Source organism: Natronosalvus caseinilyticus (genome assembly GCF_017357105.1).
In the GTDB taxonomy this organism is placed as follows: Archaea; Halobacteriota; Halobacteria; order Halobacteriales; family Natrialbaceae; genus Natronosalvus; species Natronosalvus caseinilyticus.
Genome location: NZ_CP071596.1, coordinates 296,031 through 316,089 on the forward strand (window position 1 = coordinate 296,031; position 20,059 = coordinate 316,089).

The following is a 20,059-nucleotide window of genomic DNA, read 5'->3' on the forward strand; positions in this document are numbered from 1 at the left end:
ACCGATCTCAGTTTTTCGCCGACTCGAGCAACTCGATCGCCTCGGCCCGGAGTTCGTCCACCCGGTCGGCAGACCGCGCCTCGGCGGTAACCCGAATCAGCGGCTGGGTCCCGCTCGCCCGAAGCAGGAACCAGCCGTCGCCGTGGTCGACACGCACGCCGTCGAGCGTATCCACGTCGTCGTAGCGCTCGAGGACCGACTCCACAACTGCGTCCATCACGGCGCCCTTCCGGTCGACCTCGAGGGAATCGCGCCGGATGGGATAGGTGTCGACGCTGTCGACGAGTGTCGAGAGCGGACCGCTTTCGGCGACCAGTTCGACGAGTTTCGCGGCCGCGAGCGGCCCGTCCGGGCAGAGCGTTTCCGCGGGCCAGATCCAGGCGCCGCTGGGTTCGCCGCCGAAGACGACGTCCGCGTCGGTCGCCCGTTCGGCCACGTAGACGTCGCCGACCGGCGTCTTCGTGAGCGACGCGCCGACGGCGGCCAGCGCGTCGTCGACGGTCAGGCTGGTGTCCACCGGTGCGGCCACCCGATCGCCCTCGCCCGCGGCCTCGCGAGCGAACAGCGCCAGCAGGACGTCCTTCGGGACGAATCGCCCCGTCTCGTCGACCGCGACCATCCGGTCGGCGTCTCCGTCGTGGGCGATGCCCAGGTCGGCGTCCGTCGCGCCGACCGTCTCGAGCAGCGTCTCGAGGGTCTCCTCGTTCGGCTCGCTCGGCCGGCCGGGGAACGATCCGTCTGGCTGGCCGTTGAGCGTCGTGACCGTACAACCGAGGTCCGCGAGTACGTCCGCAGTGACCCGCCCCGCGCCGTTCCCGAGGTCGAGCACGATCGAGAGCGGGGTCTCGAGCGAGACGGCCTCCCGGATGGCGTCGGCGTGATTCGCGGCGGCGTCCTGGTACGCACGAACGGTGCCGTGGCCGTCCCAGTCCGTGAGGTCGTAGTCGCTCTGCTCGATGCGGGCCGAAATTGCATCTCGCTGGTCGGGCCCGAACGCCTTCCCGGAGGGTGTCCAGAGCTTGATTCCGTTGTCGGTCGCCGGGTTGTGCGAGGCCGTGATGACGACCCCCGCGTCGGCCTCGAGCGTGCCGACCGCGCGGGCGACGGTGGGCGTGGCCGCGAGTCCGAGGTCGACGACGTCCGCGCCGCACTCGCGGAGGCCGGCCTCGAGCGCCTGGCCGAGAACCCTGCCGCTCTCCCTGGCGTCGCGGCCGAGGACGACCCGGTCGTAGCCCTCGGAGGCGACCGCTCGCCCGACCGAGAGTGCGAGTTCGGCCGTGACTTCCTCACCCACGGCACCGCGAATACCGCTCGTTCCGAACATAGCGAGGAGTGTGACGTACGGTTACGTTATACTGTCGATTGGACCAGTCGAGAGCGGCCGCGACTACCGGTGCTCGAGAGTACGTCGATCAGCAGTATCGGATGTCGATTGAACCGGTAGAGAGCAGCGGCAACTGCCGGCGCTCGAGGGTATACCCCGAGAGGTGTTCGCCACTACGCTCGAAAAAAGTCGAAGAGACGAGAGGGTTTCGAGCGAAGCGATCGTCAGTCGCTGGTTTCGTTTTCCGTGGCCTCGTCTGTTTCGTTGGTGTCGTCTGTCTCGTTGGTGTCGTCGGTGCCGTCAGACTCGGAGGTATCGTTCGATTCGTCGGTATCGTTGGTGTCGTTGGTGCCGTCAGACTCGGTGGTGTCGTCGGTGTCGTCCGTTTCGTTGGAATCGTCGGCCTCGTCAGACTCGGTCTCGTCCGTCACCCCACTCGAGTCGGACTCGACGTCCGGGTTGAAGTGGATGTGCTCGACGACCGCGCCGTAGATGTCGTCGTACTGTTTGTCTTTATCCATCAGGAAGACCTCGACGGTCAGGCGCTCGTTTTCGCCGAACTCCTCGAGACCGCCCGGACGGACCTCGATGTGGAACGTCCCGTTTTCGGTCATCTCGACCTGACCGGTGCGCTCGACGATTTTCCGGTTGCCTTCCCCTTCGTTGATCTTGACGAAGAAGTACGGCTCACCGATGACGTTACCGTACTCCGGCGGGTCGACATCCTCCATACTCGTGTTGGCAACGATCTTGATGTTGAAGTCCGAGTAGCCCTCGCCGTTTTCCGCCTCTACCTTGTCGACGAACTCGACGCTCTTGATCCGGGTCGAACTCTCGTCTTTCCATTCGAGCGGCATGTTCGGCTGCTGTGGCGGTGACCAGCTGGACTGGGTCGATTCGTCGTCTTCCCGGTCGTCGGTTGAACCGTCGTCAGTAGAACCGTCACCGTCCGAATCATCGTCGGCGTCCTGGCTCTCGTTCGGCGAATCGTGCTCGTCGGTATCGTTCTCTGAGGTGTTCTCCGACGGATTCTCCCCGTCGGGCTGTGTCTCCTCCGGCGAATCGCCCGCGCCGAACCCTCCGAGGGACGTACACCCCGAGAGAGCGACGAGTAAGACGACGCCGATTACAGCGAGTGTTCTAAACTGCATCGTGGACGTCGGTATCGGCTTCCGTCACATCATTATAGCCCTGATAAGTCACCTTGGTCGCCGTATAACAACCCCATAGTCGAGTTCGTCGACGGGGAAACCGTGTTCGAGGGACCGGTTTCGGGTGTTCGCCGAAGCGTTCGAGCGACGACGTGCGAAGATAGTCGAATCGAGTGGTGCGTCGCTCGAGCCGGCAGTCGTCAGACTGTCCCCGGCAGCCGGCAGCCGGCAGCCGCTAACCGTCTCCGGAAGCCACCCCCGTCAGACCGTCTCCGGAAGCCAGCCGCCGTCGACCTCGAGGTTCTGACCGCTCACGTAGTCGCTCTCCGGGTCGACGAAGAACAGGAGTGGGCGGACGAGGTCGTCGAAATTGGCGGGGCGGCCCCGGGGAATCTCCTCGGGGAAGGCCTCCGAGTTCTCGACGACGTACGGCGAGATGACGTTGACGGTGATGCCGTCGTCCTGGGTCTCGGCGGCGAGCATCCGCGTGAACATGATCACGCCCGCTTTGGCGACGAAGTACGGAAAATTCACCGGGTTAACCAGTCCCTTCTCGCTCGAGGCGTTGCCGAGGTTGACGATGCGACCGAACCCCTTCTCGCGCATGCCGGGGAGGGCACGCTTCGAGCAGAGGTAGGTGCCGTTGAGGTTCGTCTCGAGGATGCGGTTCCAGGTCTCGAACTCGAGATCGGCCCAGTGGGTGGGCGCGAAGTCGCCGACGTTGTTCACCAGTACGTCGACGGCCCCCAGGTCGTCCTCGACGCTCGAGAACAGTTCGTCGACGCTTGCGGGGTCGGTCACGTCGCCGCGAACCGTCGTGACGGCCTCGGCGCCGCGGTCTCGAGCCTCGTCGGCGACCGACCTGGCGGCCGCGTCGCTGGTGTGATAGTGGACGGCCGTCTTCGCGCCGCGTTCGGCTAGCGCCAGCAGAAACGCTCGACCGATGCCGCGAGCGCTGCCGGTGACCAGTACGGTTCGACCGGTGAGGTCTGGATCGTCCATATCCCATCCTCGCGCAGGAGCACAAAAAGTCGCCGGGGTCGTTAGGCGAAATTTTTACTCGATATTGAGTAAGAGTATGAACGCTTAAGGTAGTGGAGGGTATACGTACTGAATATGACGCTCGAAACAATCCTGCTCGCGGTTGGTCCGGGCGATGCCGAACGGACGGACGCACTCGCCGAGGCAGTGATCGAAGTCGCAGCACCCGTGGAGTCGACGGTCGTGCTCGCTCACGTCTTCACCGACGACGAGTACGAGAAGGTCGTAGATCAGCTCTCGTTCGACACCGGGGTCGAAGAGGTCAACCCGGACGAGGTCGCCGGACGTCACGCCACGATCCGCGACCTCCGAAATCCGCTCGACGACGCGGGCGTGAACTACGAGGTTCGCGGCTCGGTGGGCGATCACGGGAAGGCAATCGTCGACCTGTCGACCGACGTGAGCGCCGACCGCGTCGTCGTCGGCGGGCGAAAACGCTCCCCGACCGGGAAGGCCGTCTTCGGCTCGACCGCCCAGGAAGTCTTGCTCTCGGCACCCTGCCCCGTGACGTTCGTCCGCAGTTCCGACTGATCGGGGTTCGGTTTCGGACCTCGAGCGACTGACCAGGACGGCGACCGACTCCGTCGTACTCGTCCCAGTCGCTCGAGGTACCAAATAAACCGTTCGTCACGTGAAAGCCGTTCCCTCACGTTTTATCGCCCGGGAGTCCCTGCCACGAGGATATGAACTGGCGGGACGCAGAACGCGAGTACGACGACGCGGTCATCGACGCGACCAGCCTGGGTCGGCTATTCGAGGACGCCGCCGAGCGACACCCCAATCGCCCGGCACAGCGCTACAAGGGTGGGGTCTACGACCGTTCGCTCACCGGCGGCGTGTTGCGGGCGGCCGCCGACGGCGAGTTCCGCGCGATTTCGTACACCGAAATGCGCGACGTCGTCCGGAAACTCGCGGCCGGCTTTCGCAACCTCGGCGTCGACCACGGCGACCGGATCGGCATCTTCGCCGACACCCGCATGGAGTGGGCCCAGACCGACTTCGCCTTGCTCTCGGCGGGCGCCGTGGTCACCACCGTCTACCGATCCTCGTCGCCCGATAAGGTCCGCTACTTGCTCGAGGACCCGGGGGCGACCGGCGTCGTCGTCGAGAACGAAGCACTGCTCGAGCGCGTCCTCGAGGTGGAGGATGACCTCGACCTCGAATTCGTCGTTTCGATGGATACGCTTTCGAGCGCCTACGACGACCGCAACGATGTCCACACTCTCGCGGGCGTCTACACGCGCGGAAAGAAAACATTTGACCTCGAGGCGTACCAACACTGGGTCGACGAACCCGAGACGGACGATCTGGCGAGTCTGATCTACACCAGCGGGACGACCGGCCAGCCGAAGGGCGTGCAGTTGACCCACGGCAACTTTCGAGCGAACGTCAACCAGATTCGCAAGCGCTACGGGCCGCGTCCGGACAAGTCCGCGGACCTGCCGGTGATCGACGAGTCGGTGCAAACGGTCTCGTTCCTGCCGCTGGCCCATGTCTTCGAGCGCACCGCGGGACACTTCCTGATGTTCGCCAGCGGGGCCTGCGTCGCTTACGCCGAGAGTCCCGACACCCTGCAAGAAGACTTCAGCGCGGTTCGGCCGAACTCGGCGACGAGCGTGCCGCGCGTCTACGAGAAGATCTACGACGCCATCCGTGAACAGGCGAGCGAATCGCCGATCAAGGAACGCATCTTCGAGTGGGCGACCGACGTCGGCGTCGCCTACGCCGAAGCGGACGCGCCAGGGCCGGCCCTGCGAGCGAAACACGCCCTCGCGGACCGGCTCGTCTTCTCGCAGGTCAAGGAGGCCCTCGGTGGCAACGTCGAACTCCTCATCAGCGGCGGGGGCAGCCTCTCGAAGGAACTCTGCACGCTCTATCACGGGATGGGGCTGCCCATCTACGAGGGGTACGGCCTGACCGAGACCGCCCCCGTCGTGACGGTCAATCCGCCCGAAGAGCCCAAGATCGGGACGATTGGCCCCGCCCTGCCCGACGTCACGCTTCGCATCGACGAGTCGGTCGCCGACCAGGACGTCTTCGACGACCCAGGCCAGGTCGGGGAGTTGCTCGTCCGGGGACCGAACGTGACCGAGGGGTACTGGAACAAGCCGAGCGCCACCGAGCGGGCATTCCTCGAGGGTGAGGCCGAAACCGAGAGCGATGACGAGGACAGAAGCGAGCACGAAGACGACGAAGTCTGCTGGTTCCGCACCGGCGACATCGTCCACCTGCGGTCGGACGGCTACGTCGAGTTTCGCGAGCGAGTCAAACAGATTCTCGTGCTCTCGACGGGGAAGAACGTCGCCCCTGCCCCCATCGAGGACGCCTTCGCCGCCAGCGAGGTCGTCGAGCAGTGCATGGTCGTCGGCGACGGCGAGAAGTTCGTCGGCGCACTCCTCGTTCCGAACCTCGAGCACGTCCGCAAGTGGGCCGACCGTGAGGGAATCGACCTCCCCGAGGACGCCGAGGCCATCTGTGCGGACGAGCACGTTCGATCCTACGTCGGCAAGGAGGTCGACGCGGTGAACGAGGACTTCGAGAAACACGAGACGATCAAGCAGTTCCGCCTCGTCCCCGTCGAGTTCACCGAGGACAACGAGATGCTGACCCCGACGATGAAGAAGAAGCGCCGGGTCATCCTCGAGCGCTTCGACGACCGGGTCGACGAACTCTACGCCGACGCCTGATCGACGTTTTCGACGTTCCCCTCCCGGTTCGACTCGTTTGCCCGCACTCTCGCCCGCCTCGACTCGTTCTGCCGTCCGCTGTCCTCGAGCGCCGTCCGAGTACCGTCTGCTGCCCTCGAATCTGTCTGCTCCCGCTCAGGCACCGTCCCCTGCTATCAGACGCCGCTACCGCCCGAACCACTCAAAACAGCCGAATAGTTCAAGAGGCGGCATGTGCATTGAGGAACCATACCATGGGATGGAGGGAATCCGAACGAGAGTTCGACGACGACGTACTCGAGATGGACACGCTGGGACAGCTGTTCGCGAAGACGGTCGAGCGCAACAGGGACGCGCCGGCCCAGCGCTACAAGGGTGGCATCTACGACCGCTCGCTCGCGGGTTCGGTGGTCGATCCCGCACCCGACGGCGACTACGCGGTGCTCAGCTACGCCGAGATGGGGGCGATCGTCGAGCGACTCGCGACCGGCTTTCGCGATCTCGGCGTCGACGCCGGTGATCGCGTCGCCATATTCGCCGGGACGCGCATGGAGTGGGCCCAGACCGACTTCGCCTTGCTCTCGGCGGGCGCCGTGGTCACCACCGTCTACCGCAACTCGTCACCCGATAAGGTCCGATACTTGCTCGAGGACCCGGGGGCGACCGGCGTCGTCGTCGAGAACGAAGCACTGCTCCAGCGCGTCCTCGAGGTCGAAGAGGATCTGGATCTCGAGTTTATCGTCTCCATGGACGACCTCTCCGACACGTACGACGACCGCAAGGACGTGTACACCCTCGCCGACGTCTACGCCCGTGGAGATGAGGGTTACGACGAGGAGGCCTACCAGGGCTGGCTCGCCGAACGCACGCCGGACGACCTGGCGAGTCTGATCTACACCAGCGGGACGACCGGCCAGCCGAAGGGCGTCCAGCTGACCCACCGGAACTTCCGGACGAACGTCAACCAGACCTACCGGCGGTTCGGGCCGCGTCCAGGAAAACCGGCGGGGACGCCCTCGATCAACAGCAACACACAGAGCGTCTCGTTCCTCCCACTGGCACACGTCTTCGAGCGCACAGCCGGCCACTTCCTGATGTTCGCCAGTGGGGCCTGCGTCGCCTACGCCGAGAGTTCGGACACGCTCAAGGAGGACTTTCAACTCGTCTCGCCGACGACGGCGACGAGCGTGCCCCGCGTCTACGAGAAGATCTACGACGCCATTCGCGAGCAGGCGAGCGAATCGCCGATCAAGGAGCGCATCTTCGAGTGGGCGACTGACGTCAGCCGGGCGTACTACCGCGCCGACAGCCCCGGACCCGGCCTGAAGCTGAAGATGACGGTCGCCGACACGCTGGTCTTCTCGCAGGTCAAGGAGGCCCTCGGCGGCAACATCGACATGCTCGTCAGCGGCGGCGGCACCCTCTCGGCCGAGCTCTGCACACTCTATCACGGGATGGGCCTACCCATCTACGAGGGCTACGGCCTGACCGAGACTGCCCCCGTAGTCACGACCAATCCGCCCGAAGAACCCAAGATCGGGACGATCGGCCCCGCCCTCGTCGACACCGATCTGAAGGTCGACGAGACCGTCGTCCCCGAGGAGAGCACCGACACCACTATCGGCGAAACCGGCGAGTTGCTCGTCAAGGGCCCACAGGTCGCGAAGGGGTACTGGAACAAGCCCGAGAAGACGGCGGAGGCCTTCGTCGAGGACGACGACGGTCGCTGGTTCCGCACCGGCGACATCGTCACCATCCGGCCCGACGACTACCTCGTCTTCCACGAGCGCTCGAAACAGATGCTCGTGCTCTCGACGGGCAAGAACGTCGCCCCCGCCCCCATCGAGGACAGCTTCGCCCAGAGCCAGGTCGTCGAGCAGTGCATGGTCGTCGGCGACGGCGAGAAGTTCGTCGGTGCGCTCATCGTCCCCAACTTCCAGTACCTGCGGGACGAACTCGAGCTCGAGGACGACGCGCGGATCGTCGACAGCGAGGCAGCCCACGACCTCGTTCAGGCGGAGATCGACGCGGTGAACGAGGACTTCGAGAAACACGAACAGATCAAGCGCTTCCAGCTCGTGCCCGAGGAGTTCACCGAGGAAAACGAAATGCTGACACCGACGATGAAGAAGAAGCGCCGGGTCATCCTCGAGAAGTTCGACGAAGAGGTGGCAGACATCTATCCCGAGCGCGCGTCGGATCGACCGGCCGAGGCGGCCGACTAAGGGGGCGGTCGCGAGACGGTTCTAGCTATACTATTTATAGTATGTTGGTAGTGACCAGTCGAGAGATATAACTGGGTGGTTTCAGTAGTGAATACATCGACGAATGAACGTTCGACTACGGGACGAGGGCTGGGTGCGCCGCTGCGGCGTCGCCGTCCGGGGACAGGCGTTCGACGGGGCGGATCTCCTCGAGATGCCGGCCATCGCGGAACGGTTCGCACGGGCGCTCGAGGGCGAAACCAGCCAGAATCAAGACGGGGACGCTCGCCTCGAGGCCGTCGCCGCCTGCGCCGACTCCCTCGAGGGCTTCTTCGCGGCGGTCGTCGATCTCGATGCTGATCCGACGTACCTCGTCGCCGACGGCGCTCGCTCGATTCCCCTCTGGTACGACGCCGCCGGGTCGGTCGTCAGCGACCGCGGGTGGGCCGTCAGGGACGCCGTCGACGCACCTCGAGACCCGGTCGCCGAGTGCGAGTTCCTCCTGACGCGGTACGTGACCGGTCCCGACACCATCTGGCGGGACGTCTTCGCCGTGCAACCGGGGGAGGTGGTTCGCCTCGAGTCGCGCGACGTCGACGGTGCCTCCGGCGACACCGGCGATGGGGACCGAGCCGTCACTCGCCACACCTACCGCGAGTACTGGCCTGCCGCCGAGACGCCGACTGCGGAGGACGAGTGTTTGGGCGATCAGCTCGAGATTCATCTCGCGCGCCTCGAGGCCGGCCTCCAGACCGCACTCGACCGACTCGAGGCCGTCGCGGGCGACCGTCCCGTCGTCCTCCCGCTCTCGGGCGGGTACGACTCCCGGCTGCTCGCCGCAGCCCTCGTCGAGCGCGGACGGGAGGCGATCGGCTTCACCTTCGGTCGCTCGGGCCACCCCGACGTCGAGGTCAGCCGGGAGGTCGCGGCGGAACTCGGGATCCGCTGGGAGTTCTACCCCTACTCGCGAGAGCTGTGGCGCGAGTGGTACCACGGCGAGGACGGCCGCCGCTACCGGGAGTGGGCCTTCGGCGGGGACGCCCTCCCGTTTCTGGCCGAGTGGCCCGCCGTTCGCGGGTTGCTCGAGGACGGCCGGCTTCCAGACGACGCGCTCTACTGTCCGGGTCACACGGTGGCAACACCCAGCGAACGACTGCCGCGGTTCGTCGGCGAGCCCCCGTACGCACCCGATCGGCGGGCTGTCGGGTGCGGGCCCGCCGTGGATGCCGACGAGCGAACAAGCGCCAACGAAGCACTCGAAACGATCGACCCCACGCTCGAGGCGCTGGTCGAGTACGTCCTCGAGACGCACTACGTGCTCTGGGACCTGGACGACGTCGCGAACGTGCCCACGGACGATGGCGGAAGCGTCCGGGACGCGTTTCGCGAGTGCATTCGACGCGGCCTCCTCGGCGACCGAGATCCTGAGACGATCTCTGACCCCGCGACGGCCGCCGCAGCCTACGAGCGCTGGGAGTGGCGCGGGCGCATGTCGACGTTCACCAACGGCGACTGCCGGGTCTACGAGGACGCCGGCCTCGAGTGGTGGCTCCCGCTGTGGGACCCCGCCTACGTCCGGGCCTGGGAGGCGGTCCCCCTCGCCTTCCGCCGCGGTAAGGGGCTCCACGCCGACCTCGCAACGGCCATCTACTGGCGGGTCGCCGGTATCGCTCACGACCGGGCCGCGGTGACGGATCGAACGCTCGAGCCCGAAGATCGCCTGCTCTCGCTCGTCCGCCATACCCCCATTCGGCAGTTCACCGAGCGTGGCGGCGACTGGGCGCCGCCGTTTCTGGCCCCACGCGAACAGTGGCGCGAACCCGGATCCCACCCGCTCGCCTGGCACGGAATCGTCGACGATGCGGGTCTCGAGGCCGTCCCCTCGAGCCGAAATCTCTACGCGCTGCGGACGCTGGCGCGGGTCGAGGGCGTCGACCTCGGCGATCCGTCGTGGCTCGCCGACGTGGGCGAGCAGTGGTTCGAGGAATCGTCGCTCTCGAGTGACTCGAGGAGTTAGAACAGAAGGGTAAACAGGAGGTCCCCGTAGACGAGCGCGACGACCAGCCCTGCGAAGATCGGCACCAGAAACGGTGTTCCCGGTGAGATCCAGACGACGTCGCGTTCGCCGAGGACCTCGAGGCCGTCCCGAAGCGTCTCGGGATTGGTGCCGTAGGCCGTGCCGTCGATGTCCTCGAGGAACGCTTCGGCGCCCCAGGGGTCCTCGACTTCGACGTCGGCTGGTACGTCGGTATCGCGCTCGAGGCTGTCCTGGATGCGACTCGACCCGCCGTCGCGCCGAACCTCGGCCGTCACCGCACCGTCGGTCGGCGGATTCGGCTCGTCGGGGAGACTCGTCGGGTCGCGATACGTCTCCGGGTCTGCCCGGAGTTCCTCGAGGCTGAGTCCCCGCCAGCGAAGGTACATTCGGAAGGCGTCCAGGTCGAGGCCGCTCAGGGACCGCCCCGAGGGAGCGTCCAGGAGTCGTCCGTGGGTCGTTGAAACCTCGCGCCAGTCAATTGGCCAACCGATGAACATCACAGGATCGGTCCGTCCAGCGGCGGCATTACGGATCGCGAGGGCTACCGGAATGAGTACGCCGAGGAGGACCGCGTTCGTTAGGATAGCGAGCGAGAACGGGCTGAGACTCGGTTCATCGACAGGAATCGACCACGAACCGATTTTGTAGGCAGGATGCGTCGGAAACAGCAACGCGAGCACCAGCAAGGCCTTCGCGTCGGCACCGCCGAAACCGCCGAACCACCAGAAGAGGTACGCGAGCGGGACGACGACCCCGAGACTCAGCGCCGAGGGGACGAGAAACTCGTGACTCCAGACGACCCCGCCGGCCCGGTAAGCGACCCAGCCGTCCCAGACGAATAGGACCGCGGCGAGCGCCGACAGCGGGATCCAGACCGAACTCGAGATCCGGCGGGTCTTCACGTCGCGGACGGCCGCCCAGGCGAAGACGGGGACGGCGACGAGCCGGAGGAGGTCGGGCGTCGAGGCGATCGGGACGACGTCGTACACGTTCGCTACGGCGTCCCGATGGGTGGTAGGTGTTACGGCTGCGACGGAGTTTCGAACGAGGTAGCTCGCCCGGAATCAGTGGGGAGACGTCTAGAACCCGTGGCGATCCTCGAGCAACACGAGCTGCGTTCGGTCCTCGACCCGTTCTCGCTCGAGCGAGACCAGTTTCCCGACGGTACTCCCCTGCCCGTAGACCTCCTCCGCGCGGGCGTCCTCGAGCGGCAAGGCGAACTCCCGAACGCGCTCGACGGCGGCGGCCCAGCTGGGTTCGATCTTGTTCGCGCTCCCGACGAGTACGAGGCGTTCCGCGGCGAACGGCCAGGCGCTCACGGCGTTGCCGAGCGCGTTCGCGCCGAGGAGTTCGCCGCTCCGGGCGATGGCGTTGACGCTGTCGAAGAAGACGTCGGCCGTGGCGGCCTCCCGGCGCGCGTCCGCCCGCTCCTCGTCGTCGTCGATGTCGGCGATCCGGTTGCCGAGGTACTCGAACCCATCGGACGCTTCGAGGACGTCCGTGAAGCCGATCTCCTCCAGCGTCGTGGAGTGTCCGTCCATCACCGTCGCCCCCTCCGGAATCTGGGCGACGAGGTGGTCGCGGGCCGCCTCGGCCGATTCGAACCGGTGGACGTCGACGTTTCCCTCCTCGACGTTCGCGATCGTCTCCTCGATCACGTCCTCGTCGGGCACCTGATCGAAGCGGTCCTCCTCGAGGTCCAGTTCGTCGTCGAAGTCGTCTTTCGTGTAGTAGTCGTCCGTCATGGCATGGCCTCCGTAGTCGAGTACGTGTTCACGTTTGCGCTCATTCGTCCGACCCGGCCGCAAACTCCTCGACGATGGCCGCACAGAACGCCTCGAGGTCGTCCGGGTTCCGGCTGGTGACGACCCCGTCGTCGACCACGACCTCCTCGTCGACCCACTCCCCGCCCGCGTTCTCGATGTCCGTCCGCAGGCTGGGGTAGGAGGTGAGCGTTCGTCCCTCGACGACGTCCGCCTCGACCAGCGCCCACGGGCCGTGACAGATGGCGCCCGCAGGATTGCCCGACTCGATGTGCTCCCTGAGGAGGACGACCGCGTCCTCGTCCGCACGGAGTTTGTCCGCACCGACGGTTCCACCGGGGACGATCAGCCCGTCGTACTCTCCGACGGCGACGTCGTCGAACGATCGATCGACCTCGTACGAATCGCTCTCCTCGAGGTCGTTGGTGACCGTCTGGCCAGCCTCGCGGTCGATGCCGAGCACCTCGACCGTGGCGCCGGCGTCGGTGACGGCCTGTTTCGGTTCGGTGAACTCGACTTCCTCAGTGCCGGCCGGTGCGAGAAAGATGCCGACCGTCACGTCCTCGAGTTGGTGTTCGGATTCGCTCATCACCGGTCGTTCGATACAGGCGACGAAAACGGCCGGCCCTGTCTGTGAAAGGTCACCTCAGCCCTTCGTCGGGGTCTCGAGAGTGGTGGTTCTTCGAGCCACTCGAGGAAAAGTGGACGACTGGCGTTCGCGCTCGCTCGAGGGCGCTCTCGATCCAGAGTGACAGGATACAAATGCGTTTACCGCGTGATGCTAGAAAATGGTTTGAAAGCGCGTTTCGGATTAGATGACGCGGTTCTGAATAGTAGTGTTAATCATAGGTTTTACATAGATAGACTCTCGTAAGAGAGTATAGGTAGAAATGGCAGATAGGACAGAAACGATAGGAGTCCGTGTGACACCTGCCGAGCGGGAGAAATTCGAGTCACACGTTGAAGAATCGGACGAGTTTGAAAGTCTGAGCAGGTTCTTAAGAATCGCTGCTCACCGCCATATCGTAACCGATGACCAACCTGAAGCATCCATCGATAGTGGTGAGATTGTAGACGCGATGGAAGTTGCGTTATCAGACGTATCAGAACGGCTTGAAGAACTAGATAATAGGCTCGCTGAGATAGATGCCTCCGTTCGTTCGTCGGATGAGATTCAAAGCCTCACTCACGAGATTATCTCCAATCTTCCTACGGAAGACGAACTAGTTGACGCTATGAATATGGAGCCGATGTCGAGCACGAGTCTCGAAGCAGCGAGGTCTCTGTCTACGGTTGGGGCGTGGGCTAGCTACTTCGAAGTCCCCGAGGACAAGACACGGCGAGCACTTGCTCGAGCACAAGAATTCCCGGATGTCAAATACATCGAAGGAGATTACGGATATCGGCGGTACTACAAGACGGAGGATATCTAATGCCTCCACGGTACAAGAAAGCGAAGAACTGCCGTAATGAGATATACGAATATATCGATGACTTAGATGCAGGAACAGATGACGACAACCCGGAGATGCGTAGCAGCGGTAGTACTCAGCGATACCGCCAAGACCTCCGCTGGTTCGATGAGTGGCTTGACCACAACGAAATAGACTCCGTGACAGAAGTAACCAGTGCGAAAGCCAATCGACTTGGTCGAACCCTGTCGAAAGAATTCAATGGTTCAACTCCCCTTTATCGCTGGAATCGAATTCACGCGTTCTACGAATGGTTAAAAGCGATGGAATTGGCGGAGGAAAATCCGCTCAACAAGTGGCACGGTAAAAAAGATGAGAAGTGGGGGATGAGTCGGACATCAGAGCAGTCTAAACGCCTTGAGGAGGACGAAAATTACGCTGTGACGGAAAAAGATGTCCGTCTCATGGAAGAAAACGTAAACCAACACCGGATACGTGACCAACTGATAATTCGCTTACTCTGGCAGACCGGTATTAGAAGAGGTGAAGCGTCCAATTTGCTAATATCAGACGTATGCCGTGACAAAAGGGAGATTACAATCAGGAAAAAAGTGGCGAAATATGGTAAGAAACGGATGGTGGCCTACCAATCGTCGTTAGATGGTCTATTGACCGAGTGGTTAGACTACGGATATCGTGAAGAGATGGCAGCAGGTTATGACCACAACCATCTACTGGTCGGTGAACGAGGCGCACCACTATCTGGCGACCGAATCAACGAAATTGTCTACGAATCAGCGGACCGCGCTGGAATTAACCGGAAAATATACGCTGACGCAAATGCCGGAACGAATGAAAGCGGCGACCCTAAACCTAACCGTTGGAAAATCACGGCTCACAATATCCGTCACGGGTATGGAACGTACCTTGTGAACGAAACGGATGCTGGAATCTGGGAAGTCTCAAAGCAACTCGGACACGCCTCAGTATCAATTACTGAGGATATTTATGTTGAGGATGACCCGCGCGCCGGGATTGACCATGCCCATAAATACGGACCTGACTGATTCCCGACTAAAGTCCTCTGTTTTATTGTAATTATTTTAAATTGTTTTATATATTGGCCCCTCGTGTTGTATCTCATTGACTGTATCTAAGAGTAGGTCGGGGTTTTCAATTCCGACCCGGACAATCGCAGTATGAACATCAGCAACCTGCGCATCCCATAGCGTGTCGTATTCTAACTCCAACCGTTTGAGTTCGCGTCTAAACGCCCTACGGTCATGCAGTTGTATTGTTGTTGATTCTGCCATGAATGTTCATTCAGTTGTTAGAATAAAGATGTGTGGTGCAGCAAAGTCGGAAATCTACCACTCCGGTCGGCAATAGTTATTTATGCAACCACTCTATACGCGTGCCCCTTATTTAGGGGTAATTAGAGGGGGTGATTTCCAGCACCGGATATAGACAGCAAAAGCCCCCCACCCCCAAATACCCCTAAATGCGAGGGTGAGATGACCTCATTTATAACATACTCTAAGAGGTAAAGGGGTGCTATCAAGAGGGATTCGCTATCATTCGGGACACTATGTGGGTTGATGTGTCCCAATTCGACCCGTGTCGGGACAACACTTATACGAGTCATTTTATATTGGGCTGATAAGTCGAAATCAAGGCGGCTAACGCGTCTGGCTCGACTCTAAACAACGCACGAGAACAATGGTTCGAAATCACGACACAATAACGAGGCTCAAAGAACGAACGAGTCGTAGCGTCTCTGATGGACGGGTACGAATCCCATCAGCGTGGTTGCGCAGCGTAGGAAACCCAGACATTGCGACGATAGACTGCATCGAACTAGCAGATGGAACAACGGAGGTGCGCCTCCGGTTCGAGTGATGAGTTCCCCGCGTCACCTGTTAGAGCAGGCGACGCGGTGAAAATCCGTCGAACCCCTCTGGGTCACGGCTGTTGGGTGGTCTTGGCGACCTGCACTGGCATTAATCGGCACACATCTAATGTCTTGCGACTCGGCGACTTTCACCCGGAGGTGTTCACGTTTTAATTAATATACAAGGTTTAAATATGAGTTTAACACACGACAACCCGGCCGAGGAACAGTCCGATAACGACAGCAGCAGCGACATACACAACGTCTGGGTCGAATTCAAGGACCGCCTCGACAACGTTGAGGACAATCCTGCGACCACTGGAAAGCTCGCGTCAGAATTCGCGAGGAACCTCGCGACAGCACACGTCTACGATGGTGCCGACAGCGTGGTCATTGACAGCTTGCTCGGGCAGTTCGCACGGAATGCTAACGTTCAAAAAGGTAAGCTCGAAGAGACGTATGAGACCTACGTCGAAACCCTAGAAGCCGAAGCAGAGGCAGACAAGGAAGAGAACGCTGATAATGACGGTATAGTCGTCATCTCCCCGGATAAGCTCCTGACAAATCACGTGGCAAAGGTCATCAAGTACTGTCCTACTGATGCGAGTGCCGACGCGCGTTATCTCTGGGTGTTCGAGGACGGTGAGACGATGGAGACTAAACGGCAGCACCTCGCCCTGAATTCATTCAGCGACGAAGCCCACGACCAACTTGGTCGAATCGTCTCCGACAACACGTCTGATGATTGTGACCTTCCGTGGCGAACGTTCGTGAAGCTATTCATTGAGCGGCATAAGGAGGAACGCGAAGAGAAAGGGGACCGGTCCTACGCTGTCGAAGACCTGCGTGCCGTCATTGAACAGCGTCCGGCCACTACTGAAAAAGACGACGCAGCCATGTCGAGCTTACCGTGGGTCAATGAGGACGAAGACGGTGTCCTTTACGTTCCCAGCGATATCGTCCAGCGTGTCCTCATCGACTATGATACCATCAATGCGCGCGATTTACAGGTGGAACTTGACGAAAGAGGCGTTAAGCTCGGTAACGTAAAGCAGACCTCGGCCGCCGGAACACTCGTCCGGTTCTGGCCTCTTACGCGCAACTTTGCAGACGTCTCTCTCGAGGAGTGTGATGACGATGAATGATGGGGTCGAGGTCCCACGATACCCTATCGTAGGTTGTGAAGATGTCCCTATTACCGAATCGGCGAAAATAAATGGGCCACCGGGAACTGGAAAAACAACACAAGGTCTGTGCAGAGTACAGTGTCTCGTAGCGGAGGAGGGTTACGACGTAGACGACGTCACGTGGATAACCTACCGACGCTCGCTCGCAGATGACCTCATTGAGCAAATGGTTGACTGGGGACTTATCGAGGAAAAACAATTGATTGACCCCCAACACGGCGCTACGAAACAAATCAGCACCGCTCACGCGGTCTGTTATCGCCTCCAACGAGATGAATTCCAAAATCGCCGTACACCATCATGGGATGATTATCGGAGATTCTGTGACGAATACTACTCAGTTCCGTATTCGACCCCCGTATCCTCTGGTTCGAAACCCCGTGGTGAGACTCTCTTTGGCGTCTACTATTGGCTCAAGAACAATCGGAAGAGCATGCTGGAGGCGACAGACTGTGACCGGTATATGGACCTCATGGAGATATGGCCGACGTCACCGTCGCTTCAGCGATTCGAGACCGACTGGGAGGGTTTCAAGGAGCAAGAAAGTTTAGTCGATTATCATGAATACCTCGAACGGGCTCTGGAGCGCAGTATTACTCCCGAGACGGATATTGTGGTCATTGACGAATACCACGACGCGTTCCCGCTCTTACACGCTCTGGCGAAGGAATGGATAAACGACGCTAAGACAGCAATAGTCCTTGGCGACCCACAGCAAGTAGTCAACCACCACGAAGGTGCGTCACCTGCATTCTTCGAGGAACTCGACCTCCCCGAGATACATCTGATGAAGACTCACCGGGTCCCCAAATTGTTGTGGAATGCCGCTTCGAACGTTCTGAAGGGGTACCACACCCCGCACACCCCTGATTTCGCCTCCTCATACGAAGGAAACGCACTCGACGAGGTACACGCACCGACGTTCTGGTACGACCAGCAAACGAATACGTGGGAAGCGCCCACTGGCCAACGCGGTTCACCAGATTCCCTCATCGAACGCTACGTTGAAGCAGGAGAACAGTCACTGTTCCTCGTTAGAGCGCGGTTCCAACAGCACGGAATCGCAGCAGGTTTCAAAGACACTGGAATTATATTCTGCGCTCAGGAACGGTCTGCGGGCTGTTGGCATCAGGATAACCGGAAGCGCCACCTGTACAATGCGCTCAAGCGTCTCGAAGGATACGATGAGAATACAGCCGTCTATCTCCGGGGGCCAGAGGTCCAAGAACTGTTGCACTATACCCGTGCGGAAGATTTGGAATATAATCACTCGACCATTGAGACGGTCGCCAACTCACGGTGGATGCGGAACTCCGTTGTCCATGTCAATGCAATAGACGACCTCGTCACCGACTCGTGGTGGAACCGATACACGCGAGGTGAGACATCGGTTGCCTTTCTTGTCGAACGGGAGGGTGAACACGCACTCCCGCGCGCTGAATTAATGGCTGCACTGGCCCGGAACGCTGAACCCACGGTTGATGTGGAGAGGGAAGGTGACGGGCTCGCGAACGCACCGACCATTATGACGATACACGCGAGCAAAGGCACTGAAGCAGACCGAGTGTTCGTCTACGATGGTGTCACCAAGCGAATTCGCCGCGAAACACGGAAAAACATCCGAGCAGACGCTAATGAAGATAGGACGTGGTATGTGGCTCTCACGAGGGCATCGAAACAAACAATAGTCGTTCGTGGAGCGTTCGAATTCATGTCTAGCCACCTTCCATCGAAGGGAGTATTAACATGACCCGGAACATCGACTGGGAGGCTGTAGGAGACCGAGTACGAGAGAAAACAGACGACCCGATGACTCCAGTTTCTTACGAAGTACTCTCCGATGCACTTTGCGACGTTGAACAGGACATCGGCCTCCCCGGAGGCTACATTGAGAATGCTGTCTGTGAGGGTATTCTGAAAGAACATCGAGGCGGTTCTGATGCTACGTACAGTTTCAACCTCAATACACGCCAAGAGAACAATAATAATGACAAGGAGAAGGTTCCCGACCCAATCAAGACGGGGGAGGTTGACCTTCCGAGCGTACTAACGGTTGAAGACGACCCTGAGTGGCCCGAGTATATGGCCTATCGAAACAATTGGGTACTTGGGCTGTATGGCGAAAAACAGCCGCGAGCACCGTGGCAGGGCTCTGGTCTCTACCCATGCAAATGGAAAAGTACCCTCCGTGGAGATGAGAGACCGGAGACCAGCTTCGATGCTGTCTGCCAGTGGGTCAAGCTCGTGAATGGGTCTTATCGAAACGGTCTCTCCCAACCCGACAACACGGACTACGGAAGAGCAGTCCCTGCGTATCAACTCCCACCTAGCGAGGACTGGTTGGATGAGAACCGAGTCCTGTTGTTCATCGATTGGGACGATGTTCGCGACCCTGAAACTGGGGAGATAATCGAAGAATGCCTCGAATGGCTGGAAAAGCTGAACTCAGTTACCGAGGTCTCGTCGAGTGGGACTGGTCTACACACGTTCGTTGTCGCGACAAAGATGAGTATCAATTCACTCGCCGAAGACCTACATACTGAGGGGAAAGTCGAGATATACCAAACAAAGCGTTTTGCAAGCATGACTGGGGAATTTATCGCGGAACTCCCTAGTGATGTCGCTGAAGCGGAATACGTCGTTGAAGAACTCATTGACGAATATCACGAATTCAATAAGACGGCCGACGCGTACATGGAGGCTGACGCAAACGAAGTTTCGAACAGTGAGTTCAACCAGTTTGGGGCAAGTTCGGGAGAGTATTCACCATACTACGCGGTAAACTGTATGAATCTCATCATTGAGCCGCACAGAGTCGGGTCGGAGATACGTGGTGGACACCCGGAACACGGTGCGAACTCACGGATGAATAATATCGCAGTAACCGGCGACGGTGAAATATGGAGATGCTACCAAGATGAACACAGAAGCGGAGGGAACGCTCTTCATCTAGTCGCCGTATGTGAGGGGTATATTTCCTGTAGTGAAGCAGGCTCTGGCTGTTTGAAGAACCTCTCTGATGTCGAGTTCACACGGCTCTGTATGGACGCTCGAGACTACTACGATGGCTTCACCTCGGAAATGAAGCCACCCTCCCGCGCACTCCTCGGTGCCGCTAAAGCAGTCGGACTTGCGTCTGGGTCGGCTGACGAGTTCGATGCTACTCTCTATGACATCGTTCGTGACGTCTACGACAATAACTTGTCCAAAGATATCTGACGACCTATTGTACCTTAATCAGGTATACTCCCCTCTTCTCGTCGGTTCTACCTTGTCTTATTGCCTTCACCTATCTTTCAGTTACTTCTTGATTCTTACCCTATCCTCGAGTAATCTATAGTCCCCTACTTACACTCTTGTGCAGTACTCCCCTGACCTGCCT

General features: G+C 60.6%; 16 protein-coding genes. 9 read left to right on the forward strand and 7 right to left on the reverse strand.

Features of this window, described 5'->3' with window-relative positions:
* Positions 1–7: 7 nt before the first annotated feature.
* The 3 genes from glmM to J1N60_RS01540 all read right to left on the reverse strand — a co-directional run bounded on the left by glmM (position 8) and on the right by J1N60_RS01540 (position 3,477).
* The gene (gene glmM / locus J1N60_RS01530; protein ID WP_312910139.1) at positions 8–1,324 is read right to left on the reverse strand and encodes a phosphoglucosamine mutase; all 1,317 of its coding nucleotides are present in this window, start codon (positions 1,322–1,324) and stop codon (positions 8–10) included.
* Between the two features lie 224 nt (positions 1,325–1,548).
* Entirely contained in the window at positions 1,549–2,475 is a 927-nt protein-coding gene (locus J1N60_RS01535) for a hypothetical protein (protein WP_312910141.1), read from the reverse strand.
* Between the two features lie 261 nt (positions 2,476–2,736).
* Positions 2,737–3,477, reverse strand: coding sequence for an SDR family NAD(P)-dependent oxidoreductase (locus tag J1N60_RS01540; RefSeq protein WP_312910143.1), 741 nt, complete (start codon positions 3,475–3,477; stop codon positions 2,737–2,739).
* 114 nt (positions 3,478–3,591) lie between these two features.
* On the opposite strand from J1N60_RS01540, the gene J1N60_RS01545 reads away from it, so the two are divergent.
* The 4 genes from J1N60_RS01545 (at position 3,592) to J1N60_RS01560 (ending at position 10,403) form a co-directional block, all read left to right on the forward strand.
* Positions 3,592–4,047: a universal stress protein gene (locus J1N60_RS01545; protein ID WP_312910145.1), complete on the forward strand. Its 456-nt coding sequence runs from the start codon at positions 3,592–3,594 to the stop codon at positions 4,045–4,047.
* A gap of 152 nt (positions 4,048–4,199) precedes the next feature.
* Positions 4,200–6,203: an AMP-dependent synthetase/ligase gene (locus tag J1N60_RS01550; RefSeq protein WP_312910147.1), complete on the forward strand. Its 2,004-nt coding sequence runs from the start codon at positions 4,200–4,202 to the stop codon at positions 6,201–6,203.
* A 233-nt stretch (positions 6,204–6,436) separates the two neighbouring features.
* Entirely contained in the window at positions 6,437–8,407 is a 1,971-nt protein-coding gene (locus J1N60_RS01555; RefSeq protein WP_312910148.1) for an AMP-dependent synthetase/ligase, read from the forward strand.
* A 103-nt stretch (positions 8,408–8,510) separates the two neighbouring features.
* On the forward strand, positions 8,511–10,403 hold the full coding sequence (locus J1N60_RS01560; RefSeq protein WP_312910149.1) for an asparagine synthase-related protein: 1,893 nt from the start codon (positions 8,511–8,513) through the stop codon (positions 10,401–10,403).
* On the opposite strand, the gene J1N60_RS01565 is transcribed toward J1N60_RS01560, so the two are convergent.
* From J1N60_RS01565 to J1N60_RS01575, 3 genes are all read right to left on the reverse strand, one after another.
* Positions 10,400–11,413 (reverse strand): A24 family peptidase C-terminal domain-containing protein, encoded by a 1,014-nt coding sequence (locus J1N60_RS01565; protein ID WP_312910150.1) that lies wholly within the window; start codon positions 11,411–11,413, stop codon positions 10,400–10,402. The genes J1N60_RS01560 and J1N60_RS01565 overlap by 4 nt on opposite strands.
* 90 nt (positions 11,414–11,503) lie before the next feature.
* A complete protein-coding gene (locus J1N60_RS01570; protein WP_312910151.1) occupies positions 11,504–12,169 on the reverse strand; it encodes an LUD domain-containing protein in 666 nt (221 codons plus the stop codon).
* Between the two features lie 40 nt (positions 12,170–12,209).
* Entirely contained in the window at positions 12,210–12,776 is a 567-nt protein-coding gene (locus tag J1N60_RS01575; protein WP_312910152.1) for a DJ-1/PfpI/YhbO family deglycase/protease, read from the reverse strand.
* Between the two features lie 301 nt (positions 12,777–13,077).
* On the opposite strand from J1N60_RS01575, the gene J1N60_RS01580 reads away from it, so the two are divergent.
* Complete coding sequence (locus J1N60_RS01580) at positions 13,078–13,620, forward strand: hypothetical protein (protein ID WP_312910153.1); 543 nt, start codon at positions 13,078–13,080, stop codon at positions 13,618–13,620.
* The gene (locus J1N60_RS01585; protein WP_312910154.1) at positions 13,620–14,666 is read left to right on the forward strand and encodes a tyrosine-type recombinase/integrase; all 1,047 of its coding nucleotides are present in this window, start codon (positions 13,620–13,622) and stop codon (positions 14,664–14,666) included. Before J1N60_RS01580 ends, J1N60_RS01585 begins: the two co-directional genes overlap by 1 nt.
* 36 nt (positions 14,667–14,702) lie before the next feature.
* Here the strand turns inward: J1N60_RS01585 and J1N60_RS01590 are convergent, their stop codons facing one another.
* Positions 14,703–14,912 carry a hypothetical protein gene (locus tag J1N60_RS01590; protein ID WP_312910155.1) on the reverse strand — a complete coding sequence of 70 codons (210 nt, stop codon included), beginning with the start codon at positions 14,910–14,912 and terminating at the stop codon, positions 14,703–14,705.
* Positions 14,913–15,684: 772 nt separating this feature from the next.
* Between J1N60_RS01590 and J1N60_RS01595 the strand changes: the two genes are divergently transcribed.
* The 3 genes from J1N60_RS01595 to J1N60_RS01605 are packed head-to-tail and all read left to right on the forward strand — an operon-like array spanning position 15,685 to position 19,896.
* Positions 15,685–16,635, forward strand: coding sequence for a hypothetical protein (locus J1N60_RS01595; protein ID WP_312910156.1), 951 nt, complete (start codon positions 15,685–15,687; stop codon positions 16,633–16,635).
* A complete protein-coding gene (locus tag J1N60_RS01600; protein ID WP_312910157.1) occupies positions 16,622–18,427 on the forward strand; it encodes an AAA family ATPase in 1,806 nt (601 codons plus the stop codon). The genes J1N60_RS01595 and J1N60_RS01600 overlap by 14 nt, the downstream gene beginning before the upstream one ends.
* The gene (locus J1N60_RS01605) at positions 18,424–19,896 is read left to right on the forward strand and encodes a hypothetical protein (RefSeq protein WP_312910158.1); all 1,473 of its coding nucleotides are present in this window, start codon (positions 18,424–18,426) and stop codon (positions 19,894–19,896) included. Before J1N60_RS01600 ends, J1N60_RS01605 begins: the two co-directional genes overlap by 4 nt.
* Positions 19,897–20,059: the final 163 nt, after the last annotated feature.